The sequence below is a fragment of the Paracoccus aerodenitrificans genome (genome assembly GCF_027913215.1).
Lineage (GTDB): Bacteria > Pseudomonadota > Alphaproteobacteria > Rhodobacterales > Rhodobacteraceae > Paracoccus > Paracoccus aerodenitrificans.
Genome location: NZ_CP115784.1, coordinates 3,100,816 through 3,127,012 on the forward strand (window position 1 = coordinate 3,100,816; position 26,197 = coordinate 3,127,012).

At 60.1% G+C, this 26,197-nt stretch carries 24 protein-coding genes; 11 read left to right on the forward strand and 13 right to left on the reverse strand.

The genetic code is table 11. The features are described 5' to 3' along the window. Positions 1 to 74: 74 nt before the first annotated feature. From wecB to PAE61_RS16495, 4 genes are all read left to right on the forward strand, one after another. Entirely contained in the window at positions 75 to 1,292 is a 1,218-nt protein-coding gene (gene wecB, locus PAE61_RS16480; RefSeq protein WP_353620365.1) for a non-hydrolyzing UDP-N-acetylglucosamine 2-epimerase, read from the forward strand. A gap of 69 nt (positions 1,293 to 1,361) precedes the next feature. Beyond that, positions 1,362 to 2,375, forward strand: coding sequence for a YeiH family protein (locus PAE61_RS16485; RefSeq protein ID WP_271113423.1), 1,014 nt, complete (start codon positions 1,362 to 1,364; stop codon positions 2,373 to 2,375). Between the two features lie 113 nt (positions 2,376 to 2,488). Further along, positions 2,489 to 3,439, forward strand: a complete 951-nt coding sequence (locus PAE61_RS16490; protein WP_271113424.1) for a 2-hydroxyacid dehydrogenase — start codon at positions 2,489 to 2,491, stop codon at positions 3,437 to 3,439. A gap of 133 nt (positions 3,440 to 3,572) precedes the next feature. Continuing rightward, positions 3,573 to 4,505: a DMT family transporter gene (locus PAE61_RS16495; protein WP_271113425.1), complete on the forward strand. Its 933-nt coding sequence runs from the start codon at positions 3,573 to 3,575 to the stop codon at positions 4,503 to 4,505. A gap of 9 nt (positions 4,506 to 4,514) precedes the next feature. Here the strand turns inward: PAE61_RS16495 and PAE61_RS16500 are convergent, their stop codons facing one another. From PAE61_RS16500 to PAE61_RS16530, 7 genes are all read right to left on the reverse strand, one after another. After that, on the reverse strand, positions 4,515 to 6,383 hold the full coding sequence (locus PAE61_RS16500; protein ID WP_271113426.1) for a sulfatase-like hydrolase/transferase: 1,869 nt from the start codon (positions 6,381 to 6,383) through the stop codon (positions 4,515 to 4,517). Then, entirely contained in the window at positions 6,380 to 8,452 is a 2,073-nt protein-coding gene (locus tag PAE61_RS16505; RefSeq protein WP_271113427.1) for an ABC transporter ATP-binding protein, read from the reverse strand. Before PAE61_RS16505 ends, PAE61_RS16500 begins: the two co-directional genes overlap by 4 nt. Beyond that, positions 8,452 to 9,330: an ABC transporter permease gene (locus PAE61_RS16510; protein WP_271113428.1), complete on the reverse strand. Its 879-nt coding sequence runs from the start codon at positions 9,328 to 9,330 to the stop codon at positions 8,452 to 8,454. The genes PAE61_RS16505 and PAE61_RS16510 overlap by 1 nt, the downstream gene beginning before the upstream one ends. Continuing rightward, positions 9,330 to 10,277 carry an ABC transporter permease gene (locus tag PAE61_RS16515; protein WP_271113429.1) on the reverse strand — a complete coding sequence of 316 codons (948 nt, stop codon included), beginning with the start codon at positions 10,275 to 10,277 and terminating at the stop codon, positions 9,330 to 9,332. The genes PAE61_RS16510 and PAE61_RS16515 overlap by 1 nt, the downstream gene beginning before the upstream one ends. Further along, a complete protein-coding gene (locus PAE61_RS16520) occupies positions 10,277 to 11,830 on the reverse strand; it encodes an ABC transporter substrate-binding protein (RefSeq protein ID WP_271113430.1) in 1,554 nt (517 codons plus the stop codon). The genes PAE61_RS16515 and PAE61_RS16520 overlap by 1 nt, the downstream gene beginning before the upstream one ends. A 78-nt stretch (positions 11,831 to 11,908) precedes the next feature. Continuing rightward, on the reverse strand, positions 11,909 to 13,138 hold the full coding sequence (locus PAE61_RS16525; protein ID WP_271113431.1) for a hypothetical protein: 1,230 nt from the start codon (positions 13,136 to 13,138) through the stop codon (positions 11,909 to 11,911). A 155-nt stretch (positions 13,139 to 13,293) separates the two neighbouring features. Continuing rightward, on the reverse strand, positions 13,294 to 13,815 hold the full coding sequence (locus tag PAE61_RS16530; RefSeq protein ID WP_271113432.1) for a CBS domain-containing protein: 522 nt from the start codon (positions 13,813 to 13,815) through the stop codon (positions 13,294 to 13,296). 86 nt (positions 13,816 to 13,901) lie between these two features. Between PAE61_RS16530 and PAE61_RS16535 the strand changes: the two genes are divergently transcribed. Then, complete coding sequence (locus tag PAE61_RS16535; RefSeq protein ID WP_271113433.1) at positions 13,902 to 14,078, forward strand: hypothetical protein; 177 nt, start codon at positions 13,902 to 13,904, stop codon at positions 14,076 to 14,078. A 2-nt stretch (positions 14,079 to 14,080) separates the two neighbouring features. On the opposite strand, the gene nqrM is transcribed toward PAE61_RS16535, so the two are convergent. Further along, positions 14,081 to 14,329 (reverse strand): (Na+)-NQR maturation NqrM, encoded by a 249-nt coding sequence (gene nqrM / locus PAE61_RS16540; RefSeq protein ID WP_271113434.1) that lies wholly within the window; start codon positions 14,327 to 14,329, stop codon positions 14,081 to 14,083. 20 nt (positions 14,330 to 14,349) lie between these two features. Then, positions 14,350 to 15,375 carry an FAD:protein FMN transferase gene (locus PAE61_RS16545; protein WP_271113435.1) on the reverse strand — a complete coding sequence of 342 codons (1,026 nt, stop codon included), beginning with the start codon at positions 15,373 to 15,375 and terminating at the stop codon, positions 14,350 to 14,352. A 167-nt stretch (positions 15,376 to 15,542) separates the two neighbouring features. Here PAE61_RS16545 and PAE61_RS16550 point away from each other — a divergent pair, with 167 nt between their 5' ends. The 6 genes from PAE61_RS16550 to nqrF are packed head-to-tail and all read left to right on the forward strand — an operon-like array spanning position 15,543 to position 21,391. After that, positions 15,543 to 16,886, forward strand: a complete 1,344-nt coding sequence (locus tag PAE61_RS16550; protein WP_271113436.1) for a Na(+)-translocating NADH-quinone reductase subunit A — start codon at positions 15,543 to 15,545, stop codon at positions 16,884 to 16,886. A gap of 3 nt (positions 16,887 to 16,889) precedes the next feature. Next, positions 16,890 to 18,089, forward strand: a complete 1,200-nt coding sequence (locus tag PAE61_RS16555; protein WP_271113437.1) for an NADH:ubiquinone reductase (Na(+)-transporting) subunit B — start codon at positions 16,890 to 16,892, stop codon at positions 18,087 to 18,089. After that, positions 18,082 to 18,894: a Na(+)-translocating NADH-quinone reductase subunit C gene (locus PAE61_RS16560; protein WP_271113438.1), complete on the forward strand. Its 813-nt coding sequence runs from the start codon at positions 18,082 to 18,084 to the stop codon at positions 18,892 to 18,894. The genes PAE61_RS16555 and PAE61_RS16560 overlap by 8 nt, the downstream gene beginning before the upstream one ends. Beyond that, on the forward strand, positions 18,891 to 19,544 hold the full coding sequence (locus PAE61_RS16565) for an NADH:ubiquinone reductase (Na(+)-transporting) subunit D (RefSeq protein WP_271113439.1): 654 nt from the start codon (positions 18,891 to 18,893) through the stop codon (positions 19,542 to 19,544). The genes PAE61_RS16560 and PAE61_RS16565 overlap by 4 nt, the downstream gene beginning before the upstream one ends. Continuing rightward, entirely contained in the window at positions 19,544 to 20,152 is a 609-nt protein-coding gene (nqrE, locus tag PAE61_RS16570) for an NADH:ubiquinone reductase (Na(+)-transporting) subunit E (RefSeq protein ID WP_271113440.1), read from the forward strand. Before PAE61_RS16565 ends, nqrE begins: the two co-directional genes overlap by 1 nt. Before the next feature lie 15 nt (positions 20,153 to 20,167). Next, entirely contained in the window at positions 20,168 to 21,391 is a 1,224-nt protein-coding gene (gene nqrF, locus PAE61_RS16575; RefSeq protein WP_271113441.1) for an NADH:ubiquinone reductase (Na(+)-transporting) subunit F, read from the forward strand. An 81-nt stretch (positions 21,392 to 21,472) separates the two neighbouring features. On the opposite strand, the gene PAE61_RS16580 is transcribed toward nqrF, so the two are convergent. From PAE61_RS16580 to PAE61_RS16595, 4 genes are all read right to left on the reverse strand, one after another. Beyond that, positions 21,473 to 23,089 carry a long-chain fatty acid--CoA ligase gene (locus PAE61_RS16580; protein WP_271113442.1) on the reverse strand — a complete coding sequence of 539 codons (1,617 nt, stop codon included), beginning with the start codon at positions 23,087 to 23,089 and terminating at the stop codon, positions 21,473 to 21,475. Between the two features lie 283 nt (positions 23,090 to 23,372). Next, entirely contained in the window at positions 23,373 to 24,425 is a 1,053-nt protein-coding gene (locus tag PAE61_RS16585) for an ABC transporter ATP-binding protein (protein WP_271113443.1), read from the reverse strand. 4 nt (positions 24,426 to 24,429) lie between these two features. Then, positions 24,430 to 25,263 carry a carbohydrate ABC transporter permease gene (locus PAE61_RS16590; RefSeq protein WP_271113444.1) on the reverse strand — a complete coding sequence of 278 codons (834 nt, stop codon included), beginning with the start codon at positions 25,261 to 25,263 and terminating at the stop codon, positions 24,430 to 24,432. A 1-nt stretch (position 25,264) separates the two neighbouring features. After that, on the reverse strand, positions 25,265 to 26,194 hold the full coding sequence (locus tag PAE61_RS16595) for a carbohydrate ABC transporter permease (protein WP_271113445.1): 930 nt from the start codon (positions 26,192 to 26,194) through the stop codon (positions 25,265 to 25,267). Between the last annotated feature and the right edge of the window lie 3 nt (positions 26,195 to 26,197).

Below are 26,197 nucleotides of genomic sequence, written 5' to 3' on the forward strand. Positions count from 1 at the left end.
ATCCGAAAAACATGCTCAGTGATCGCCGCCAGTTTTCGGCACGCTAACCATGATGACAGGATGAAGCGCGACGGATGCGTGTCCTTTCGATCTTTGGAACCCGCCCGGAAGCCATCAAGATGGCTCCTGTCGTCCAGGCGCTCTCGGCAGATACAAGATTTGACAGCGCGGTTTGTGTGACCGCTCAGCACCGGGAAATGCTGGATCAGGTGCTTGATCTGTTCGGCATCACGCCTGACGCCGATCTGGATATCATGCGGCAGAAACAGGCTCTGCCGGAGATGATGGCGTCCATGATGACCGGGCTTCAGCCGGTGCTGCGCGATATTTGCCCCGATATCGTGCTGGTCCACGGCGATACTGCCACGACGCTGGCGGCATCGCTTGCTGCCTATCAGGCACAGATCCCCATTGGCCATGTCGAGGCCGGGCTGCGGACCGGCGATCTTTACGCACCTTGGCCGGAAGAGGGCAATCGCAGGCTGTGCGGTGCGCTCTCGGCACTGCATTTCGCCCCGACAGAGGGCGCGCGCGACAATCTGCTGCGTGAAAATATCCCGGCAGAAGCGATTTATGTCACCGGGAACACGGTGATCGACGCGCTGCTTCAGATGACGCGGCGGATCGACGCGGATGCAGGGTTGTGTGCGTCTCTGGATGCGTCGCTGCCATCGGTTGCCCCGGATCGCCGGATCGTTCTGGTTACCGGGCATCGCCGCGAAAACTTCGGGCGCGGGCTGGAACGGGTCTGCGGCGCTCTGGCCCGGCTGGCCGATCTTTTTCCGGATGTGACGATCATTTTTCCGATGCATCTCAACCCGAATGTTCGCGATCCGGTGACAAGGCTGCTTGCGGACCGGCCGAATATTGTCCTGACCGAACCGCTGGATTATCTGCCCTTTATCCGCCTGATGAACCGGGCAGCGCTGATTATCACCGATTCCGGCGGCATTCAGGAAGAGGCGCCGGCCCTGGGCAAACCCGTCCTTGTCATCCGCGACCGGACCGAGCGACCCGAGGCGGTGGCCGCGGGAACGGTCAGGCTGGTCGGCACAGACAGTAAACGTATCATTGACGGTGCCGCGACCCTGCTGACCGATCCGGCTGCCTATCGGAAAATGAGCGTCGCGCGAAACCCTTTCGGCGACGGAAATGCGACCGGGCGTATCCTTGACGGGCTGCTCCGCTGGATGCCGGCGTGGCGTGATCGGGCGGATCATTCTTCTTGCATCCGGGCAAAGACTTACGCAAGTTTCCCCCACAGAGGAAAACTGCAGGAAAACGGATCGTGATATCATCTCAGTTGCAGAAGGATTTTCCGATCCCCGCCGATCTGCCCCGCCATCGCCCGGTGCCGTGCCATGTCCGCGCCTGAGCCGGTAAAACCGGGAGGCTCCGCGTTTCTTCCCCCCATCTCGCGGCTGAAGGGCGGCGTAGTCCTTTCAGCCACAATCGCCCTCGCCGCCAGTTTTCTGTCAGAGCATTACGGTGCTCCGGCAATGCTGTTCGCGCTGTTGATCGGCATGGCGTTCAACTTCATGGCGGATAATCCAAGCACCGGGCCGGGCATCGGTTTCTGTTCCGGGACCGTGCTGCGGATAGGGGTCGCTCTGCTGGGGCTGCAACTGACCTTCGCGGACATCTCGCAACTGGGTTTTGGGGCGATACTGGGCGTGATCGTCATGCTGAGCCTGACACTTGCCGTCGGGATCGGCCTGTCGCGGCTGATGGGGCGCAGCCTTGCATTCGGCCTTTTGACCGGCGGGTCGGTGGCGATTTGCGGGGCGTCGGCGGCGTTGGCCATCGCGGCGGCCTTGCCGAAACGGCTGGTCCGCGAACAGGATGTGTTGTTTACCGTGATCGGCGTTACCGCCCTTTCGACGCTGGCAATGGTGCTGTATCCGATCCTGTTTGCTGCGCTCGGGCTGAGCGAACTTGAAAGCGGCTATCTGATAGGCGCGACGATTCATGATGTGGCGCAGGTGGTGGGCGCAGGCTACTCGATCGGGGAAGAGGCCGGTGAGATCGCGACTTTCACCAAGCTGCTGCGTGTCTCGATGCTTCCGCTGGTGCTGATCTTCGTCGGGCTGTGCTTTCGGTCGGACAGCGGAGGAGCGGTGCGTCTGCCCGGCTTTGTCATCGCGTTCATTCTGCTGATGGTGCTGCGCAATCTGGTTCTTCTGCCCGAATGGCTGCTGACCGGCGTGTCGGGGACATCTCGCTTCATGCTGCTGACCGCGATTGCCGCGCTTGGCGTGCGCACCGCGCTTGCCCGGATCTTCGCGGCGGGTCCCCGCAATCTGATTCTGATCGGTCTGGAAACCCTTGCCCTTCTGGGAATGGCGCTGTGTCTGGCGGCGGTGCTGCGGATCTGACAATCGGCGCAAGGCCCGTTTGCCGTGCCCGCATTGCGCTGCTGCACAACATCGAGGATAGTCTGGCCCATTACCTCGCCTGAGACTCCGCGCCTTCACAAACGGATTCTGTGATGCAAAGACCCCAGCTTCTGACAATGACGACACCGCCCTCGCGGCTGCTTTCCGGGCTGGAGGCTGAGTATCGGCTGATACGGTGGGATGTCAGCGACAGATCCATCTCTTTCCTGAAAGAAAACGCCGGGGAATGCCGCGCAATGCTGGTAAACGGCAATATGCGGGCGACGGTTGAGATGCTCGCGGCATTGCCGAAGCTGGAGGTGATAAGCTGCACAACCGCCGGCTATGACGGTCTGCCCGCCGATGAGCTGGCACGGCGTGGCATTGCGCTGACCAATACCTCGCCCGCTTTGCGCGACGATGTGGCGGATATGGCGATTTTGCTGATGATGGCCGGGCGCAGATCTTTTCTGGCGGCGGATGCCTATGTGCGCAGCGGAGAATGGGCGCGGCATGGTATGTTCCCGCTTCAGCGCAGCCTGAAATCCAGCCATTTGGGAATCGTGGGAATGGGGTCCCTGGGCTCCGCCGTGGCCGAGCGGGCCGGGGTATTCGGCATGAAGATCGCCTATTGGAACCGTCGCCGGAAAGACGTGGCATGGCGATTTGAGCCGGATCTGATGCAGTTGGCCCGCGATTCTGATGTGCTGATGGCCACAGTCGCAGGCGGGCCGGATACAGAGGGGCTGATCTCGGCCGGGATCATGAATGCGCTTGGGCCGGAGGGTCTGCTGGTCAATATCGCCAGAGGACCGGTCGTCGATGAACCCGCGCTGATCGCGGCGCTGAACGGCGGGATGCTTGGCCATGCCGCGCTCGATGTGTTCATGAATGAGCCGTCGCCGGACCCGGCCCTGACCTCGCTGCCGAATGTGACTTTGTCGCCGCATCACGCCTCGGGCACCTATGAGGCGCGGGAGGCGATGGCTCAGCTTGCAGTCGATAATCTGGCCGCGTTTTTCGCGGGCAAGGATTTGATAAGCCCGGTCCGGTTGCACGCATAGGCGACGCCGGGCATGACGCCCCGATCAACGGGGTTGTGAAGTTTGTGGCCGGGCGCTAGGTCGGTTCTGTCTGGATCTCCGCTCAGGCGGTGGATGCGGCCCTGCCTCAGAATACTCCGGGAAGGCTTCTTGCATGGACAGCCCCATTCGCGGCATCGTGCTGAAATGCGCTAGCGTGACAGTGTTCACGGTGATGGCGGCCATTATCAAATCGACCTCGGAAGGTGGCGTCGGCGTGCCGCCGGGCCAGCAGGTCTTCTTCCGGTCCTTTTTCGCGATCCCGGTGATCCTGATCTGGCTGCTCTGGCGTCGTGAATTATCGGTGGGGCTGCGCACATTCCGACCTATGGGGCATTTCTATCGCGGGATTATCGGCACTGCGGCTATGGGGCTGAATTTCTCGGCGCTTGCTTTGCTGCCCTTCCCCGAGGCCGTCGCCATAGGCTATGCCGCACCGCTGCTGGTGGTCATTTTCGCGGCGATGTTCCTGGGCGAAAATGTCCGGCTGTTCCGCCTGTCAATGGTCGGTCTGGGGCTGACCGGTGTGCTGATCGTCCTGTCGCCCCAGATCGGACTGGGCGCGGCGCAAACCGATCTGGCGCGGAGCCTTGGCGCGGTGCTGGCCCTTGGCGGAGCGGCCTGCGCGGCACTGGCGCAGATCTTCATCCGGCGTCTGGTTCAGGAAGAACAGACCTCGGCCATCGTGTTCTGGTTCTCTGTATCGGCCTCGGTCATCGGGCTGCTGACCCTGCCTTTCGGATGGGTCATGCCCGATGCGGGAACGCTTGCCCTGCTGGTCCTGACCGGCCTGCTTGGAGGGCTTGGGCAGATCTTCCTGACCTCGGCCTATCGCTTCGGTGAGGCCTCGCTGATCGCGCCGTTCGAATATGTTTCGATGATCCTGTCAGTTGCAATCGGCTGGCTGTTCTTCGACGAGATCGCCACGCCGGTCATGCTGGCAGGCGCCTCTCTGGTGATCCTCGCGGGGATCCTGATCATCTGGCGCGAACGTCAACTGGGGCTGGAGCGAAACCGGCAACGCAAGGCGATGACGCCGCAGGGATAGGGTCGTTGGCTAACGTCCGATGCCATTTCCCGACAAGCTGCCCTGCACACGATGTTTCGGTGCTGGAGCAATGACCTCAAGGCCGGAATGGCCATGTGAAAGGGGCATGTCGAAGCGGAAAACCGGGCTGTTTGGCCGATATTCGTCAGTGAGTTTCAGGCGCAGATATTCTGCAGCACCGCGGATATATTCGTCGGAATCATTGGCGGCGGCGGTAACGGCTGCCAGTGAGATTTGCGGGTGCGGCGGCAGCCATGTCAGCGCTTCTATCGCACGAAGGCGCAGCCTGGGCAGGGCGGTTCCGGCGACGATCTGCGTCAGGAAGCGGATATGGGGTTCGGGATCGGCCTGCCCAAGCGCCTCGGCAAGGGAGATGCGAATATGCAGATCCTGTTCGGATTCGAAGATACTGCTTACCTCGGTCGGCAGATCATGGCCCTCGGTGGCAAGCATCAGGACACCCTGAGCCGCCCAATAGCGAAGCACCGGTTCTGGGTCAGTGAGATATTTCAGAAAATTTTCCAGATTGGACGGGTCGCGACTGATCGCCTGTCCGGCCAGCTTCAGGACTTGCGGCAATGGATATCGACCGGGCGCACGACTTTGATGCCAACCTTGCGGCGCCATGCCTTCCGGAATGAAGCCGTTATCGTTGATACGGATCAGATAATCGTCCAATCCCTGCCGCATGGCGATCAGCATTTCTGCGTGGGCAGGATCGTCGGCAAGATTATGGACCTCATCCGGATCATCCGCGAGATTATAGAGTTCCTCTGCCGGTTTCGTCTGCCAGAAGCGTTTCTGCTCGGGTGACAGAGTACCGGCAAGATAGCGTCGCTCATAATCCTGATAGCCGGCACCCTCCCACGCAAAGGCATAATGCTGCCCCCAGATCCGGTGCGGGTCGTAATTGCGGATATATCTGAACCGGGCGCTTCTGAGCGTCCGCACCATGTCATTGCGCTCATCCATCCGGTTGCGGCCCGAGAAGGCGAAGTTCCGCGGTTGGACCGACGCGCCGAGGAAGGGCTGACCCTGAACCGAGTCAGGAACACCCGTCCCGACGAGGGCCGCGATGGTCGGGAAAAGATCGATTAGCGAAACCGGGCTGGCCACGCGTGATCCTGCTTGATGGGGTGACAGGTGCTGCCATTTGGCGGGGATACGAGCGATCAGCGGCACGCGCAGCCCCTCATCGTAGCAGAACCGCTTTGAGCGTGGCAGCGGGCTGCCATGATCGGAATAATAGAGGATGATCGTATCATCGAGCAGGCCGTCTTCTTCCAACTCGTGCAGGCGTTCGCCCATATACCGATCCATCTCTGCGATGCGGTTGTAATAGCTTGCCATGACCTCCCGCATCGCCTCGCTGTCGGGCAGATAGGCGGGCGGGGTCACGTCATCCGGCTTTACGGCACCGGAATGCTGGTCGAACATGCAGGATTCATGGGTCAGCATGGTGTTGAAAATCGCCATGAACGGCGCTCCGGCCGGGCGGTTGCGCCAATGCGCCTTGCTGCTGCTTTCGTGCCAGATCGCATGCGGGTCGATATCGCAATTGTAATGCGTCTTGGAATTGTTGGTGCAGTAATAGCCCTGTGCCCGCAGCACCTCGGGGCAGGTCAGAAGCTCGGCCGACCAATGTGCGCTTGCTGTCATGTGATGAGCCGGGCCGCAACTTTCGGCGTGGCACCCTGTCAGGATTGCGAAGCGCGAGGGCGCACAGACAGGCGAGGTACAGAAGGCCGCATCGTAAGTGATGCCTTCGCGGGCGAGGCGGTCGATATTCGGCGTCGCTGCATGTTGATCGCCGTAAGCGCCAAGCCAGGGCGGGCAGTCTTCGCTGACCAGACACAGAATATTCGGGCGTTGGGTCATGCGATTTGCCTCTTGCTGGCTGTCATGGCCACCTGTGCGGCCTCTTCCGGGAAATGGCAGGCGGAAACATGCCCCTGCGGACCTGCCAGAGATGGCGGTGTGTCCATGCAAATCCGGCGATCGGGCCGCGCTGCCGGGCCGATCGGGCATCGTGTGCGGAAACGGCATCCCGATGGCGGAGTGCGGGGGTTCGGCGGATCGCCTTTCAGGATTGCCTTGCGGTTCATCGCCTCGGGGTCCGGTTCCGGACGCGGCGTCGATGACATCAGCACCGCCGTATAGGGATGGCGCGGATTGGCATAGACCTCTTCGGCGGGGCCTTCCTCGACGATCTGGCCCAGATACATCACTGCAACACGGTCGGACAGGTGCCGGACGACGGCAAGATCATGGGCAATGAACAGCACCGCCAGATCCAGCTTGTCGCGCAGATCGGCAAGGATATTGATGACCTGCGCCTGAATCGAGACATCAAGCGCGGAAACCGGCTCATCGCAGATCAGCACCTTCGGCTCGACCGCAAGGGCACGGGCGATGCCGATACGCTGACGCTGACCTCCCGAGAACGCTTTCGGATAGCGGTCGAGATAGCTTTCCTCCAACCCGACCAGCATCATGAGACGGCGGCATTCGGCCTCGCGTTGCGCCGCTGGCAGGCCGCGCTGTTCCAGTGCTTCCGAGAGGATCTGCCGGATGGTCAGGCGCGGGTTCAGCGACGCATAGGGGTCTTGAAAGACATATTGCACGGTCTGCCGGACATGACCCGTGGCTGCGGCATCAAAATCCGTGACGTCCTTGCCTGCGACTGTGATCGTCCCGCTGGAAACAGGGTTGATGCCGACAACGGCGCGCGACACGGTGGTTTTGCCGCAGCCGGATTCCCCGACCAGCCCGACGGTCTCACCCGGCCTGACCTTCAGGCTGACACCGTCCACCGCAAAGAATGGCGGTTCGCGGCGCAGCAGACGACGTTTTGAGCCGAAATCGACGCGGAGATCCCTGAGTTCGAGGATCGGCTCGACAGGGCGATCTGCATGTGCGGCATGGCTATCCGCCTCTTCGTTGGGGGCGGGATCATCCGGTAAGCCGCCTTCGCGCTGCGCGATCAGGCAGGCGGATTCGATTCCCGGGTGCGAGGGAATGACCTGCAGTTCGGGCAATAGCTGCCCACAAATATCCTCCGCCATCGGACAGCGCGGATGAAAGGCGCAGCCTCCGGGAAGGTTGGCAAGGGCAGGTGTTGCACCGGGAATAGCGGGCAGGCGCGATTGTTTGTGGCCTTCGATCCGTGGCATCGAGCGCAGAAGCGCACGGGTATAGGGATGCTGAGGTGCCGCGAAAACATCAGGAACGGTGCCGCGTTCGATCACGCGGCCGCCATACATGACGATCACATCGTCGCAAAGTTCGGCCACGACGCCCATGTCATGTGTGATCAGCACCACGGTAACACCCAGCCTGTCGCGAAGATCGACCAGCAGCCGCAGCACCTGCGCCTGAATGGTCACATCAAGCGCGGTGGTCGGCTCATCGGCGATGATCAGGGATGAGGAATTGGCAAGCGCGATGGCAATCACCACCCTTTGCCGCATGCCACCGGAAAACTCATGCGGAAATTCGTCGATCCGCTTTTCCGGATCGGGAATGCCGACCTGCCGGAGCAGTTCCAATGCGCGTTCGCGGGCTTTGGCTTTGGGATGACCGTGGACGATCAGCGCTTCCTCAATCTGCCACCCTATGGTTTTGACGGGGTTCAGCGCGGCTTGCGGGTCCTGAAATACCATTGCGATATCGCGTCCCCGCACCGCCCGCATCTCTTCCTCTGGCAGGGTGGTCAGCTCACGTCCCTGCAGCGAAATTGCGCCCTGCGCGATCTGGCCGCCTTCCGGGACCATGCGCATGATCGATTTTGCTGTCAGCGACTTGCCCGATCCGGATTCCCCGACGATGCCGAGGATGCGGCCTTTCTGCACGCCAAACGATACGTTATGGAGCGCACGCAGTTCTTTGCCCGGCTGTCCGAAGCTGACAACGAGGTCGCGGACTTCAAGAAGGGTCTCGGAACTCATCAGTCTCTCCTCTCCTTCAGAACCGTGGCGTTCAGCGCATCGGCGATCAGGTTGAAAGCAAGCGCCAGCAACAGCAGCAGCAGGATGGGTCCGGCGGTGTACATGGGCTGCGCATAGATATAGCGAATGCCTACATTCAGCAGTGTTCCCAGTGATGGCGTCGGTGGCTGAATGCCAAGTCCGACAATCGACAGCGCGGCCTCGACGAATATCCCGGCAATCATCGACAATGATGCCTGTACAAGGATCGGATCGAGCGCGTTGGGCAGGATATGCCGCGTCATGATCTTGCCCTTGCTGACGCCCAGAACGCGTGCGGCCAGTACATATTCCTTGCCTTGCTCTGTCAGTAATGCACCGCGTGCGAGACGCCCGAACTGAGGAAGCGAAAAGATCACGATGGTCACGGCCAAGGACAACCATCCGGGGCCGATCGCGATGACGATGCAGATGCCCAGAACAAGACTCGGAAATCCAAGGATGATATCGAAGATCCGCTGACAGGCATCGCCAAGCCACTTGGATATGGCGCCCGACAATCCCATCAGCGTGCCGATGACAAGCGCGACAGGCACCGCGATCACAACGAGACTGATCGAGATGCGCAGCGCAAAGATGCAGCGCACGAAAATATCCCGTCCCAGCTCATCCGTGCCGAATGGATGTGCCATTGACGGCGGCAGAAAGCTGTCGCGGGATTGCTGATCGACGCCGCCGGGAAAGATCAGTGGTGCGGCCAGTGCGGCGAGGATCAGGATCGCCAGCAAACCGCCGCCAATGATCCCGCGTGGGGTTGAGAAAGCGGCCAGATAGCGGCCCATGCCGGCGCCAAGCCGGATACGGCGCGGCTTGCCTTGGATGGCGTTTGCTGAATTCATCACGCGTCCAGTCGAATACGTGGGTCAAGTGCCGCCAGCAGGATTTCAGAGATGAAATGCACCACCACAGCGATGACCACGGCAAAGAGAACGATGATCTGAACGACCTCGTAATCCCGCGATGAGATTGATGTAACGGCGAACATGCCTAAACCCTGACGGGCAAAGATCGCCTCGATCACGACGGCCCCGGCAAGGATCTCGCCAATACGGATGCCCGTTGCGATAACTGCCGTGCCAAGCGAGTTGCGCAGGATATGGCTGATCACGATCCGTCTGCGCGGGACGCCCTTGGCGATGGCCAGATCGACAAACTCCTCTTGCCGGACCTGCGCCATCCGCGCGGCAATCAGCCGGGCGATCATCGCGGCCTGCGGCAAGGCAAGCGCGAAGGCGGGCATGATCAGATAAGTCAGACCCGTCAGCGGATCGTCCAGCACCGAAACCTCGCCCGAGACCGGCAGAAGCTGCCAGCTTATTCCCAGCACGAGGATCAGGATCAGGCCCGTCACATGAGGCGGTGTCGCCAGCAGTACACTGAGCGAACTGTCGATCATCGCACGGCCCGGCCCCTTGCGGGCGGAACCGGCCAGAATGCCAAGCCCGATCCCCAGCACAATCATCAGCAATGATGCCGCGATTGCCAGTTCAAGCGTGCTGCTCAGCCGCGCACCGATCAGCTGCGCGACGGGCCGGTTCGAAATCAGCGAGGTGCCAAGATCTCCGGTCATGACATTGCCCAACCAGTCGCCGAACTGCACGATCATGGGACGGTCCAGCCCCATCTGTTCGCGCACCGCCTGAACCTGTTCGAGGGTCGCATCCGGACCTGCGATCACCTGCGCGGGATCGCCTCCTCCTAGCCGTGGCAGGAAGAAAGCAATCACCGCGGTGACAAGCAGCATCAGGACAACCGAGGGCAGCCTTTTCGCCAGAAAGCCAAGCATCAGCCCAACCAGGCGCTGCCGAGGTGCAGATAGCCGACATTGTCATAGATCAGACCGCTCAGAGCGGGCTGCTTGGCATGAATCGGCGGGGCTTTTACCAGAACATGGCTGAAGGCCTCGTCCAGCATGAACTCTGCCAGCTCGGTCAGCGCGGCGGCGAAGTCCTCTTCCCCCTGCGCTGCCTGAAGTGCGTCCTTCAGTTCGCGATAGCGTGGCGGGTCGAATTTCGACGGATTGCCGGGACGCAGCGCGGGGAAAGCATCCACCAACGTTGCTGCCGAAAAGCCCTGAAGCCCATGCACCTGCATGAAAACCGGCCCAAGCTCGCCCGCTGTCTGGCCCTGGTCGAAAGCGGCCGTTTCCATGATCTGGCCGGTCGGATTCAGCCCGACTTCCCGAAGGTTGTTCTGAACGATCTCGTAGATGGCCGGGACCGGCCCATAAGCGATGACATTCATCGGAACGTCGATCCCCTCGGCTCCGGCCTCGGCGATCAGTTCGCGCGCCTTGTCGGGATCATAGCTGTAATGCCGGTTGATTGCCTCGGTAGAGCCGGGTGCATTCGAGCGCCACCAGACATCGACGGTTTCGCCGCTGCCACTGAAGACCTGCTCGATGATCCGCTCGCGGTCGATGGCATAGCCGATGGCCTGACGCAAAGCCTTGTTGTCGAAAGGCGCTGCCGTAACGTCGATCCCAAGCGGGAAGAACTGGCCGCCGGGTCCCTCGAAAACCTCGACATTCGGATCGCCCCGGAACATGACCTGATCCCGCGGGGTCAGCCCGACAACCAGATCGACGCGGCCACGGATTGCGTTGGCCATTGCCGTGGGATCGCTGATGACCGAGATTTCGATAGCATCGAGATTCGGCGCACCGCCCCAGTAATCTTCGTTCTTTTCGAACCGTGCCGAGGCTCCGGGCACCCAATTGGCGAACTTGAACGGGCCGGTGCCGATGACCTGACTGCCATCCTTCAGCCCTTCGAAGCTTTCGCGGTCGACGATGACGGCCAGTTGCAGCACGTCGAAAACACGCGGCGCGATTGCCTTTTCCGAGGTGATGGTGATTTCATAATCGCCGGTCGCCTCGAACGAGGTCCATTCCTGCACCAGAGGCCGCATTTGCGAGGCGTTTTCCGGAACCAGAACCTGTTCCAGCGTAAAGATCACGTCGCTGGCATCCATCGCCCGACCGGAATGGAAGGTGACATCGTCGCGGATGCGGATGACGAAGCTTTTGCCGTCCTCGCTGGATTCCCATTCGGTTGCAAGAACCGGGCGGGGCTGACCTGTTTCAGAGTCCAGCACGGTCAGCGAATCGAAGACATTATGGCGGAAGGAGTTGTTCCCCTCGCGTCCGGCAAGGATATTGTTCGGCTGAATATCCGCCGATTGGGCGATCCGCAAAGTGCCGCCCTGCTTCGGTGCGTCCTGCGCCCGCAGCGCCTGCGGCAGAAGCATTAACGACCCGGCAAGTCCGGCACCTCCGCGCAGCACGTCCCGGCGATGCAGACCGGCAAAGACCGCTTTCCCAATCCCAGTTTCCTTCATAGCTGCTCCTCCACGCTATTTGATAAACTTAATTGATCATAGCAGCGGAGTCAGTTCCGGTCAATAAATTTGCACGACTCAGTCAGGGCTGCGTCGCGCGGCCAGGAATCGGGGAAAGTCGGGATTGGCGCGGTGGCTGAGAACGCTTGCCGCTGCGCCAAAGGGAATCGAAGCTGCTCCGCGCGTTGCACAGAACAGCCGCGGGACGGTCCTGCGAGGGTCTCCCTCGCGCATGACGACGGAATCGGGCAGAGGCAGTGAGCGGGCAATCAGCAGTTCCAGGATCTTGTCGGGAATGAAGCCGCCCAGAGCGATCCCATCCGGCCAGATTGCCGCTTCGACGAAATTGACAAGAAATTGCAGGATCGGCGCGGCTTCGTTGAGCCAGGGCGTGAAGATATGCGGCTCTTCACGCGCAAGCCTGTCAAGCTCGGCCTCCATGACGCCTTGCGGCAGGTCCATTTGCAAGGATTCACGCAAGGCCGAAGCCGACAGGACCGAACTTAGCGTCCGGCCGCCATAGATGACATGCCCGATCTCACCGCCATGCGGCCAGACATCACGGCTGATAAGCCTACCATTCGCGAAGGCAGCGCCGAGACCCAGACCCACCAGAACATAAGCAAGCCGCAGATTTTCAGGCAGTGCCGCCGACTGCGCAAGCGCCGCGGATTGCGGGTTATTCAGCATCCTAACCGGCAAATCACTGACGTCACGAAGCCGTTTTCGAAGCGCGTCGACCGGAACCTTGCGAAAGAATGCGTTGAACCAGCGTTGATCCGCCCAGAGCGGCTGGTGCAGGTCGTGCTGAGGAATATTCGGAAGCTCAATCGGCATCGGACCGGACAAGCCGATACCCCAGATATCCTTGCTGCCATGCGCGGCCCGAAACGCGACAAGTGCGGCGGCAAGCTCTGTCAGATAGCCCTCTGCATCCTCGGCTTCGGCCTGTATGGGGCAGGAAATACTGTCAACGACCTGAAACGACAGATCCACCAGTTCGAAGATGCAGGCATTCCAGCGGATCTGCATGCCGATTGCATAGCCACGATCGGGAATGATCTGCAGTCCCCTTTGAGGATAACCGCGTCCTCGTCCGCCCGCGTGCTCGGCTTCTTCGATCAGGCCCATATCCAGCAATTCCTGCACGACATTTGTCATGGTCTGGAGGCTGAAGGGCATATCGCGCCCGATCTCTTTCCGCGAACGGCCCGGCGCCGAGCGCACGGCCTCGAAAACCGCGGCGAGGTTGCGGTGCCGTGCGTCGTAAGTATTAAGAGCGATGGATTGCGGTGGATAGGTTTGCATATCCACAGGCTAGATCAGTTCAGGCCTGTAATCAACTTACTGGATCAAACATTCCGAGCGAAGGTAAATCTGTAAAGCTCAGGCCTGCCTGCTGTTCCGTAGCGGGGTGGAAAAACGCCGCACCCGGAAACGCAAGTGAAACAGAACGCCTCCAATCACCCGACAATAAGTTGCTTAAGCTGCAATGCCTCATGCTCCAGTTCGATCAGCCGGTGATTGACGACGTCGCCGATGGTCACGATGCCGATCAGTCCGGTCTCGTCCATTACCGGCATATGCCGGAACCTGCCCTCGGTCATCCGACGCAGAACCGAGACCAGAGGATCATCCGGCGTGCAGGTCTCAACCCGGGTCGTCATGATGTCCTCGACCTTGTGACCCAGAGTGCGACCGGGGGCGTCTGCAAGTTTGCGGACGATGTCGCGCTCGGAGAGGATCCCCAGCAGTGCGCCATTCGCATCGCTGACGATCAGCGCACCGATCCGGTTGTCGCGCAGGGATTCGACGGCGGTTTGCAGGCCGTCTTGTGGACGTACCGAGAAAACCTTGTCGCCCTTACGCTTCAATACATCGACGACCACGGCTTTTTGCATGGATAAATTCGTTTCAGCGCTCTGACTGTGAGTCTGTTCAGGATTCTTGTCCTTGCGCAAAGGCGGCTGATAGGATTCGGGCATGTAACGGGCTCCACGCTTGAATATCTGGCTGCGATTATGACAATGAGAATACGCTTCCTCCACGCCATGCAAGGATTTTCGCCGCCTTGGCCAATCTGACCCTGTCTCCGCCAGTTGCCACGCTGATCTTCGTTGCCGCATGCTTGGCGGGGTATCGTTATCGCCGCGCCTGGAAGGAAGAGGCACCGTCATGGCAACTCTGGCTGTTCGGGCTGATCGCGGTGACTTGCCTGCTGGCGGTGGGGTTCATCCCGCTGACCTGATATCAGGCCGCGTCGCGATCCTCGATACCGGCTTTTTCCAGCATTTTCCGGGCGCGAGGGCATTGCAGGCGCTCGCGCAGGGGGCTGTCCGGGTCGATTTCCTTGCTGCACACCATGCAGCGATCCGCACCGGAAATCGCGTTCAGCCCGCCGCAGCTTCCCTTGATCGTCCGGCCCATGAAGATCACGCCCAGAGACATACCCAGCATGACCAGCATCAGCAGGCCAAATGCGAAGAGGAATGTACTCATGACGTGATCCCTGGGTGAACTCAGGCCTGCAATTCAGAGAAGCGCGGGCTTTGGGTGATGGTGAACGGCTTGGAGCCGCTGCTGTTGCGCTCAACGAAGAGCACGGCGAGATTGTTCCGCTGCGCGATCTCCAGCCCGCGCTCACGGCCCAAAATCAGCATGGCCGTTGCCCAGGCATCCGCCAGCATCGCATTCTCAGCCATGACCGAGGCAGAGGCCGTGCGATGGGTGATCGGCCGGCCGTTTTGCGGGTCGATCAGATGGGAATAACGCACCCCGTCCTGCTCAAAATAATTGCGATAATCACCCGAGGTGGCCATGCCCATATTCGACGCGCTCACCACTTTCAGCACCGAGCGGCCTACAGCATCCGGGGTCTCGATCCCGATACGCCATGACATGCCCTGCGCGTTGCGCCCCGAGGTATAAAGGTCGCCGCCGATCTCGATCATGTAATCGGTCAGGCCAAGCGATTCGACAGCGGCAGCTACGCGGTCCACCCCGTAACCCTTGCCGATGCCGGACAGGTAAACTCCGGCGCGATCCGTGGATTTCGTCAGCCCGCCCGGTTGCAGGCTGAGCGTCCGCTCCTGCCCTGATACTTCAAGCGCCGCAGCGATTTCTGCGTCGGAAGGGGCGTTGTGGCGGGCAACTCCGGCACCGAATCCCCAGCAATCGATCAGCGGCCCGATTGCCACGTCGAACTGGCCTTCGCTGGCAAGATGGACATCCTGCGCGGCGGACATGACCCGGCCCAGACCTTCGGAAACCGGCATCGTGCCTGCGGGCTGCGCATTGAAGCGCGAAATCTCGGATCCGGCATCCCAGTTCGACATCTGGGCGTTCACCTCGGCCAGGCTGGCGTCGATTGCGCTGCGCAGCGCCTGCTGACTGACTTTGCCGTCCGGGTCGATGGCGGTCACGTTATAGACTGTCCCCATCGTGGTGCCCGAGGTTTCTACCACGGCGGCGTTCGCCTTGCAGGCTGCAAGCGCGAGCGGCATGATGAGGAAATTGCGACGCGACAACGTCATGAGATTAGCCACGGTATTGGCCTCCGGAAGACAGTTATTTGATTGACCATCGGGTCGATTCTGGGCTTTTTTGCAACATCGTCGCGTGATTCAACAGGGTTTTTGCGGGATGGTCCAGACGATTTTTCCTCCCGCAGGGGCGGTGTGCAAGGTAATAGAACGAGCAGGAACGGACAGACGTGCAGCAATTCAAGCTAAGAAAAGGTTTGGATCTTCCGGTGCTTGGTGCGCCGGGACCCGGTATAGAAGATGGTCCTGCCGTGACGGTCGTCGCGATTCTCGGAGAGGATTATATCGGCCTGAAACCGCGCCTTTCTGTTGAGGAAGGCGATGTGATTGCCGCCGGTGCGCCGGTGATGACCCATAAGGATCTGCCCGAAGTTCAGATCGTGTCGCCTGTCTCGGGCAGGGTCAGGGCGATCAACAGGGGCGAACGCCGCCGCCTGATCAGCGTCGAGATCGAGCGCGACGAAAATGCCGCCGCGCCGCTCGATTTTTCGGATGTCGGAAATGTGAACACGGCTGAGGGGCTGGCAGAACGTCTCTGCGCCTCCGGGCTGTGGACCTCGTTCCGGACCCGGCCCTATTCCAAGATCCCTGACCCCGATTCGCGTCCCGCGGCACTTTATGTCACCGCGATGGACAGTGAGCCGCTTTGCGGCGACGCCGCAGAGATCATCCGTGATTCGGGCAAGGCATTTGCAGACGGGCTTGCCGCGATCACTGCGTTAAGCGGCGGCAAGACCTATCTTTGCCATGAGGCGGGCGAGGATCTTCCCGGCGCGGATCATCCGGGCGTGACGCCGGTTGCGTTTTCCGGGCCGCACCCGTCCGGGCTTGCCGGGACGCATATGCATTTTCTGGAGCCTCCGGGTGCCGGGCGGACCGTCTGGACCATCGGCTATCACGACGTGATCGCCATTGGCCGACTACTGGAAACCGGCAGGATCGACGCCTCGCGGGTCATTGCGCTGAGCGGTCCGCTTTGCGCCCGGCCCCGGCTGATCCGGACGGTATCGGGTGCGTCAATGACCGAACTTGCCGCGGAAGAGCTGCCCGCAGAAATTCCAGTGCGGATGATCTCTGGCTCGATTCTCAGCGGACGCGCGGGTGAGGGGCCTGCCGGTTATCTGGGCCGCTATGCCCGCCAGATGACGCTGATCGAAGAGGATCACAAGCAGATCCCTCTGGGCTGGATCCGTCCCATGCCGTCGAAATATGCCTTCCAGCCCGTTCTCGGCTCGGCCTTCAGCAAGAAGATCTATGCGCTGACCAGCAATCTGAATGGCGGGCGACGGGCGATGGTGCCTCTGGGTACGTTCGAAGAGCTTATGCCGCAGGATTTCCTGCCGACCCAGCTTCTTCGGGCGCTGCTGGTCATGGATACCGATACCGCACAGGCGCTTGGTGCGCTTGAGCTGGATGAAGAAGATCTCGGCCTTGTCGGGTTTGCCTGTCCGGCGAAATACGAATATGGTCTCGCGCTGCGCGACTGCCTCACGAAGATCGAGAAAGAGGGCTGACCTTTGGGACTACGCAGGTTCTTTGACCGGATCGAGCCGCATTTCCTGAAGGGCGGGAAATGGGAAAAATTCTTCCCCGTCTATGAGATGGTGGAGAGTTTCATTTACACGCCCAAGACGGTGACGACGGCTGCGCCTCATGCGCGGTCCTATGTCGATATGAAGCGGATCATGACCTATGTGGTCATCGCCACGATCCCCTGCATTCTGTTCGGGCTGTATAATACCGGCCTTCAGGTGAATACGGCGATCCAGACGCTTGGTCCCTCGGGCTGGCGTGCGGGGATCATGGAATTTCTGGGCATCGGCTTCAACCCGGCCAACCCGTTCGCCAATATGATGCACGGGCTGACCTATTTCCTGCCGATCTATATCGTTACGCTGGTGGTCGGCGGTATCTGGGAGGTGATCTTCGCCACGGTCCGGCGCCATGAGGTGAATGAGGGCTTCCTTGTCACCTCGATGCTGTACACGCTGATCCTGCCGCCCGCCGTGCCTTTGTGGCAGGTCGCACTTGGGATTTCGTTCGGCGTGGTCATCGGCAAAGAGGTCTTTGGCGGGACCGGCAAGAACTTCCTGAACCCGGCACTTGTAGGGCGGGCCTTCCTGTATTTCGCCTATCCTGCCTATATGTCCGGCGACACGATCTGGACGCCGGTTGACGGATTTTCGGGCGCGACTGCGCTGTCCGTGTCTGCATCAGAGGGCTATCAGCAACTTGCCGCGAATGGCGTGACATGGATGGATGCGTTCATCGGCACGATTCAGGGTTCTTTGGGTGAGACCTCGACCATCGCATGTCTGTTGGGGCTGTGTTTCCTGCTGATCACGAAAATCGCCAACTGGCGGCTGGTCGTCGGCTGTCTGGGCGGGATGATCGCGTTTTCCTCGCTGCTGAATCTGGTCGGGTCGGACAGTAACCCGATGTTCGCAATGCCGTGGTACTGGCATCTGGTCGTCGGCGGCTATGCGTTCGGTCTGGTCTTCATGGTGACCGAGCCGGTTTCCGCCAGCCATACCAATCTGGGCCGCTATATCTACGGTGCGCTTATCGGTTTCATGGTGGTGATGATCCGCGTCGTGAACCCGGCCTTCCCCGAAGGCATGATGCTGGCGATCCTGTTCGGCAATGTTTTCGCGCCGTTGATCGACTATTTCGTCGTGCAGGCCAATATCCGGCGGAGGGCAAAGCGTCATGTCTGATCAGAACACCGAACCGCGCGGCCCGATCGGGCGCTTTCTGGCCATGCCCAACGATTCCGTCGCCAAGACGCTGATCGTCGCGGTCGGGCTGTGCCTGTTTGCATCGATGGTGGTCTCTGCGGCGGCTGTCGCCCTGCGCCCGATTCAGGCGCAAAACCAGTTGCGCGACAAGCAGGTCAATATCCTTCAGGTCGCCGGCCAGTATCAGGAAGGCATGGATGTCGGCGCGGCGTTCGAGGATTTCGAGCCTCATGTGCTGGAACTGGCGACGGGCGAGTTCACCGATCAATTCGACGCGCGGACTTTCGACGACAGGGCCGCCGCCGCGGACCCGGAACTGTCTCATGCGCTGGAAAGCGACCCCGCCGGTATCGGGCGGCAGTCGGATTATGTGACTGTCTATCTTCTGCGGGACAGTTCGGGCGCTTTGGACAAGGTGATTCTGCCGGTCTATGGCTATGGGCTGTGGTCCACGCTGTATGGCTTCATCGCTTTGGAAGAGGACGCCAACACCGTTTACGGCCTGCAATTCTATGAACATGCCGAGACACCCGGCCTTGGTGCAGAGGTCGATAACCCCCGCTGGCGTTCGCTCTGGCATGAAAAGAAAATCTATGACGATGAGGGCGATGTCGCGATCACCGTCGCCAAGTCACCACCGCCCGAAGGTCAGGATTACTATATCGACGCGCTGTCCGGCGCGACGCTGACTTCGCGCGGGGTCGATAATCTGGTCAAATTCTGGATGGGTGAGCAGGGCTTCGAACCCTTCCTTGAAAAACTGAGGGCAGGAGAGATCGAATGAGCCAGACACGCAAGGAATTGCTGGTCGATCCGCTGGTCGACAATAATCCGATCACATTGCAGGTGCTGGGGATCTGCTCCGCGCTTGCGGTGACCTCATCGCTTCAGGTGGCGATGGTGATGGCGATTGCGGTGACGGCGGTGACGTCGTTCTCGTCGATGTTCATCTCGATGCTGCGCAACCAGATCCCCGGCTCGATCCGGATCATCGTCCAGATGGTCATTATCGCCAGCCTCGTGATTCTGGTCGATCAGGTCCTGAAAGCCTATGCGTTCGAAATCTCGAAAACCCTGTCGGTCTTTGTCGGCCTGATCATCACCAACTGCATCGTGATGGGCCGGGCCGAGGCATTCGCCATGAAAAACCCGCCCATCGCAAGCTTCATCGACGGGGTAGGCAACGGGTTGGGATACGGGCTGATCCTGATGCTGGTTGGTTTCATCCGCGAGCTTTTCGGTTCTGGCAGCCTGTTCGGCGTCACCATCATGCCGACGGTGAATAATGGCGGATGGTATGTCCCGAACGGGCTTCTGCTGCTGCCGCCCTCGGCCTTCTTCGTGATCGGCCTGCTGATCTGGGCTTTCCGCACATGGAAGCCGGAACAGGTCGAGGAACGTGAATTTCGCATCCAGACGGTCGAGGCGCATTGATGGAAGGGCTTCTCTCTCTCGCTGTCCGGGCCATTTTTGTCGAGAATATGGCTCTGGCCTTCTTTCTGGGGATGTGCACCTTTCTTGCCGTCTCGAAGAAGATTTCGACCGCAATCGGTCTGGGTATCTCGGTGGTGATCGTTCAGGCGATCACCGTGCCGACCAATAACCTGCTGCTGAATGTCCTGCTGAAGCCCGGCGCACTTGCATGGGCAGGCTTTCCGGATGTCGATCTGACCTTTCTGGGGCTGATCTGCTATATCGGCGTGATCGCGGCGATGGTGCAGATCCTCGAAATGATCCTCGATAAGTATTTCCCGCCGCTTTACAACGCGCTTGGCATCTTCCTGCCCCTGATCACGGTGAACTGCGCCATCCTTGGCGGCTCGCTGTTCATGGTCGAGCGGGATTACAGCTTCGCGGAATCGGCGGTCTATGGCGTATCATCCGGCTTCGGTTGGGCGCTTGCGATTGCCGCGATGGCGGGGGTACGCGAAAAGCTGAAATATTCCGATATCCCCGACGGGCTTCAGGGTCTTGGAATTACCTTTATTACGGCCGGATTGATGGCAATGGCATTCATGTCCTTCTCCGGCGTGAATCTGTAACGGGAGAGCGCAGCCATGCAAACCTTCACGCTTGGCGTCGCATTGTTCACGGTGATCGTGCTGGCATTGGTCACGATCATTCTGCTTGCGCGGTCGAAACTGGTTTCCAGCGGCAATGTCGATATCACGATCAACGGCGAAAAGACGATTTCCGTCCCGGCAGGCGGTAAGCTTCTGCAAACGCTGGCGTCGCAGAAGCTGTTCGTGTCCTCGGCCTGCGGCGGCGGTGGCACCTGTGCGCAATGCCGGGTCAAGGTCCTGTCCGGCGGTGGCTCTATCCTGCCGACCGAGGAAAGCCATATCACCAAGCGCGAAGCGGCCGAGGGCGACCGCCTGTCCTGTCAGGTCGCGGTCAAGCAGGACATGCAGATCGTCGTCCCGGAAGAGGTGTTCGGCGTCAAAAAATGGGAATGCACGGTGCGGTCGAACGACAATGTCGCGACCTTCATCAAGGCTCTGGTTCTGGAACTGCCCGAGGGGGAGAATGTCGATTTCCGCGCCGGCGGCTATATCCAGATCGAGGCTCCGGCCCATAAGCTGAGCTATAAGGATTTCGACGTCGCCGACGAATATCGCGAGGACTGGGACAAGTTCAATCTGTGGCAATATGAATCGGTCGTCGCCGAACCGATCGAGCGGGCCTATTCGATGGCGAACTACCCCGAGGAAAAGGGCATCATCATGCTGAATGTCCGCGTGGCGTCTCCGCCGCCGGGATCGAACGGCATTCCGCCGGGCAAGATGTCGTCCTATATCTTCAACCTGAAACCGGGCGACAAGGTGACCATCTCTGGCCCGTTCGGTGAGTTTTTCGCCCGAGACACCGACAAGGAAATGATCTTTGTCGGCGGTGGTGCGGGTATGGCGCCGATGCGCAGCCATATCTTCGACCAGCTCAAGCGGCTGAAGAACAAGGACCGGAAGATCACCTTCTGGTATGGCGCACGGTCAAAACGCGAGATGTTCTTCGTCGAGGATTTCGATGAACTCGCCGCGGAATTCCCCAATTTCACCTGGCATGTCGCCCTGTCGGACGCGCTGCCAGAGGATGACTGGAAGGGCTATACCGGTTTCATCCATAATGTCCTTTATGAGGAATACCTCAAGAACCACCCGGCACCCGAGGATTGCGAATATTACATGTGCGGCCCGCCGATCATGAACCAGTCGGTCATCAATATGCTGCTGGATCTGGGTGTGGACCGCGAGGATATCATGCTGGACGATTTCGGCGGCTGATCCCTTCAGGGGACATGAAACTGCCCGGCACACTATCAGGCCCGCCGATTACCCGGCGGGCCTTCCATTTTCCGCGCTGCTTCAGATCAGCACATCGCCATAGGCTTCGCGCAGCTTCGCCTTCAGGACCTTCCCCGTCGCCCCAATTGGCAGCTCATCCACGAAGATTATCCTGTCCGGCACCTGCCAGCTTGCAACCTTGCCCTTGTAGAACTCACGGATATCGGCCTCATCCGGCGGGGCTTCCTTTTCGGCGACTGCAAGCAGAACCGGGCGCTCACCCCATTTCTGATGCCGGGCGCCGATAGCGGCGGCGTTGGTAATGCCCGGATGGGCGATGGCGATATTCTCCAGCTCGACAGTCGATATCCACTCGCCACCCGATTTGATGATATCCTTGGCGCGGTCGCGGATGACCATATAGCCATCCGGGTCGATAGTGGCGATATCGCCTGTCTCGAACCAGCCATCATCGGTCAGCGCGGTCTCATCGCGGTTGAAATAGCTCTCGACGATCCAGTGCCCCCGGATCTGCAAATGCCCCTGAGTCTCGCCGTCATGAGGCAGCACCGCGCCGTCCTCATCGACGATGCGCAGATCCACGCCCCAGGGCGGGCGACCCTGACCCAGCCTGATCTCTGCCCGCTCCTCGGGGGAAAGCGCCTCATGCTTCTGCAAAAGATGGTTCAGCGTCCCCAGAGGGCTGGTTTCGGTCATGCCCCAGGCGTGGATGAGTTCGACCCCATAGCCATCGCGGAATGCCGGGATCATGCTTGGCGGAAGCGCCGCACCGCCGACGACCGTGCGGGTCATCGATTCAGCCGTCGCGCCCGTCTTCTTCAACCCGGCCAGAAGCCCCATCCAGATGGTCGGCACGCCCAGGCTGATGGTCACACGCTCGGCATCGATCAACAGGGCCAGGCTTTCGCCGTCCAGATTGGGGCCGGGCAGAACAAGCCGCGCCCCTGCCTGCGCGGCGATATACGGCACGCCCCATGCGTTCACATGGAACATCGGCACTACAGGCATCACCGTATCGCGGGCCGAGACCCCCAACCCGTCAGGCTGGTTCCCGGCAATCGAGTGCAGCACAATCGAGCGATGCGTGTACTGCACCCCTTTCGGATTGCCTGTCGTCCCCGAGGTATAGCACATCGCCGCCGGACGGTTTTCGTCGATATGCGGCCATTGCCAGCCGGGATCGGCCTCGGCCAGCAATTCGTCATAGAACAGCAGGCCGGGAATATGCGATGCGGCGTCACTGTCGCGCGGTCCCATCAGCACCAGATGCCTGACCGAGTCCAGATGCGTCCGCAAGGCACCGATCAGCGGCAGGAAGGTCGCATCGAACATCAGCACTTCGTCAGCCGCATGGTTCACGATATAGGCAAGCTGCTCAGGAGTCAGGCGCGGGTTGATGGTATGGGTCACGCGGCCCGATCCGGCTGCCCCGAAATAGATCTCAAGATGGCGGCGATTATTCCAGGCGATCGTGCCGACCCGCGCATCCGCCGCGACTCCCAAACCATCAAGCGCCGCCCCCAGCCTGCGTGCATTACCGCCAATTGATGCCCACTCGCTGCGATCCACCCCGCCGGTCGTTTCGACCGAGACAATTTCCGTCTTGCCGTGAAACCGTGCCGCATGGTCGATCAGCGAGTTGATTGTCAACTCGTCATACATCATCGTTCCGGACATGTTTTCCTCCTCCTCAGGCGCGACCCGTCAGCGCTTCTTCTGCTGAAATTGCTTTTAGCCGGGCTCCTCCGGTTTCCGAAGAAACCTGTCCTGACGGCTTGTGAAACAAATTCAGCTCTGGTCGCATGAAGCTTAGCTTCAGGCTTGGGATTATTGAAGCTGGCAGAGGGTGGTTTGCACGTAACGTCAAAGCGCTGACACGCTGTGTCAGTGACGGCAAAGCCGATATTTCAGCCGCAAAAGACGGTGTGCGGCCCTGTCGGAGCGCCTGACAATGCGCTGCTCAGATCCTGACGCCTTCCGCATCGAAAAGATGCAGAAGCTCGGCAGGCAGGGATATGCGAAGATCCGGCCCGGGATCCAGCCATCTCCGGTCATTGGTCAGCACCTTGAACGCCATACCTGCCAGCGAAAGATGCAGGATGATACCGTGGCCCGTGGGTTCCACCAACTCGACCGAAGCCCTGAAATCGCCTTCTCCATTGGCAACGGCGACATGTTCGGGGCGGATACCCAGCGTCGCATCCCCATCCGCAGCCTTTATATTGCCCGGCAAGGATACCGCACCCCCATCACTCAGCCGGAACGTCCCGCCCTCGATCCGTCCGCGCATCAGGTTCATGCCCGGAGACCCGATGAACCCGGCGACGAACAGGTTTGCCGGGCGATCATAAAGCTCAAGCGGTGTGCCGACCTGCTGGATCTGCCCGCCATGCATGGCGACGATACGGTCGGCAAGGGTCATCGCCTCGACCTGATCATGGGTGACATAGATCGAGGTTGCGCCGAGTTCACGATGCAATTTGCGGATCTCTGCCCGCATATGTTCGCGCAAACGCGCATCGAGATTGGACAGAGGCTCATCAAACAGGAACGCCTTGGGCTGACGGACAATCGCACGGCCCATCGCTACACGCTGCCGTTGACCGCCGGAAAGCGCCTTCGGCTTGCGGTCCAGCAGCGTATCCAGACCCAGCTTGGCCGAGGCATCGCGCAGCTTTTGCTGGATTGTCGGCTTTCCTGTGCGCCGCAGCCTCAGCGAATAGCTCATATTATCTGCAACCGTCATATGCGGATACAGCGCATAGCTTTGAAAAACCATCGCGATATCGCGGGCCTTCGGCGGCAGAAGATTCATCAGCCTGCCATCGATGAACAACTCTCCGCCGGTAATCTCTTCCAGCCCGGCGATCATGCGCAGCAATGTGGACTTGCCGCAGCCAGAGGGACCGACCAGGACGATGAACTCTCCATCGGCAATCTGAAGATTGATATCCTCAAGCACGCGGACGGCGCCGTAATTCTTGGTTGCGGAACGGATTTCCATTGTCGCCATGATCTTATCCCTTCACTGCGCCAGCAGTCATGCCCTGCACCAGATAGCGTTGGATCAGCAGGAAAAAGAGGCAGGCCGGTATCAGAGCCAGCACGCCCGCAGCCATCATCTGGCCGTAATCGACCGAGAATTTCGACACGAAGCCCAGAAGCCCGACGGGGAATGTCGCGTTTTCATTGCCGGAAATCAGCATCAGTGCAAAGAGCATCTCCGACCAGGCAGCGGTGAAGATGAAACCCAAAGTCGCCGCGATGCCGGGCAGGGCCAGAGGAAGAATGATCTGCCTAAACGCGGTGAACCGGCTTGCGCCGTCGATCATCGCCGCCTGTTCGAGATCGTTCGGAATACCGTCGAAGAATCCCTGCATCAGGAACGAGGCAAACGGCACGTTGAAGGCAGTATAGACGATTACAAGCCCGGTCAGGCTGTTGGTCAGCCCAAGCGGCGAGAGCAGCTTGAAGATCGGCGCAACCAGCATGACAATGGGAAACATCTGTGTGATCAGCAGCGCCCCGGCCAGCCACAATCTGCCGCGAAACCGGAACCGCGACAGCGCATATCCCATCAGCGCCGCAAGGATCGTCGCCATAATTGCCGTCAGCCCCGATACGATCAGACTGTTCGTGAAAAACCTGGGAAATTCGCTGTGGGCAAGTACGAAGCGGAAATGATCCAGGGTGATGCGCGAGGGCCAGAGGCGTATTCCCTCGGAAAAAAGCAGCTCATTCGGCGTGACCGAAACTTTCAGCAGCCAGAAAAGCGGGAACAGTGAAAATGCGATGAAGCACAGTATCGCGATGCGATGCGCGGCGATACGGAGGAATTTTGCTCCGGTCATGTCACACCGCCCGATCTGACAGTTTCTGGCGCAGGATCAGGATGACCAGCGAATAGGCCAGAAGCAGCGCCAGCAGGACAAGCGCCACCGCCGAGGCATAGCCGAAATCCAGCCGCGTGAAGGCTTGCGTGAAGATATAGCTGGCCACGGTCTGGGTCCTGTCCGCCGGCCCCCCATTGGTCATCACGATGATCAGATCCGCGAAATTCGCCACCCAGACGGTACGGAGCAGCACGGTTATGGCAATCACCGGCGCCAGATAGGGCAATGTAATCGACCAGAAGCTTTGTACCGGGCTGGCACCGTCGATTGCCGCTGCCTCATACAGATCTTTCGGGATGGCCTGCAGCGCGGCCAGAAGCGTAATGGCGAAAAACGGGATGCCCCACCATATCGCGGCGATGATCGGTCCCCACATGGCGATTGACGGATCGGCAAGGATATTTGATGGCTCCTCCATCAGACCCAATCCGGCAAGCCAGTGCGGAATCGGCCCGATCACCGGGTTGAACAGCCATGCCCAGTTGAGGCCGGCCAGAAAGGTCGGCACGGCCCAGGGCAGGAAGACAAGCGCCTGCGCGATCCCGCGGCCCCGGAAGGGCGTGTTCAGCAACAGGGCGAGCGTCAAGCCGAAAATCAGCTGAAAAAACACCGTCGCGCCCGTCCACCAGAGCGTGTTCTTCAGCGAGCGCAGAAAGGCGGCGTCCTGACCGAGAGAGCGGAAATGTTCTAACCCCACAAACCCGCCGGAAAACGGATCGAGCAACCTTATATCCCGGAACGCATAGGATATTCCCAGGATCAGCGGCACAAGCATCACCGCGACGATCAGAAACAGGACCGGAGCGCAATAGAACCACGGTTCAAGCGTCGAAGCGATACGCTGCCGGAATGGGGGCCGGTGCGTACGATATGAAGATATTGCGGTCATCAG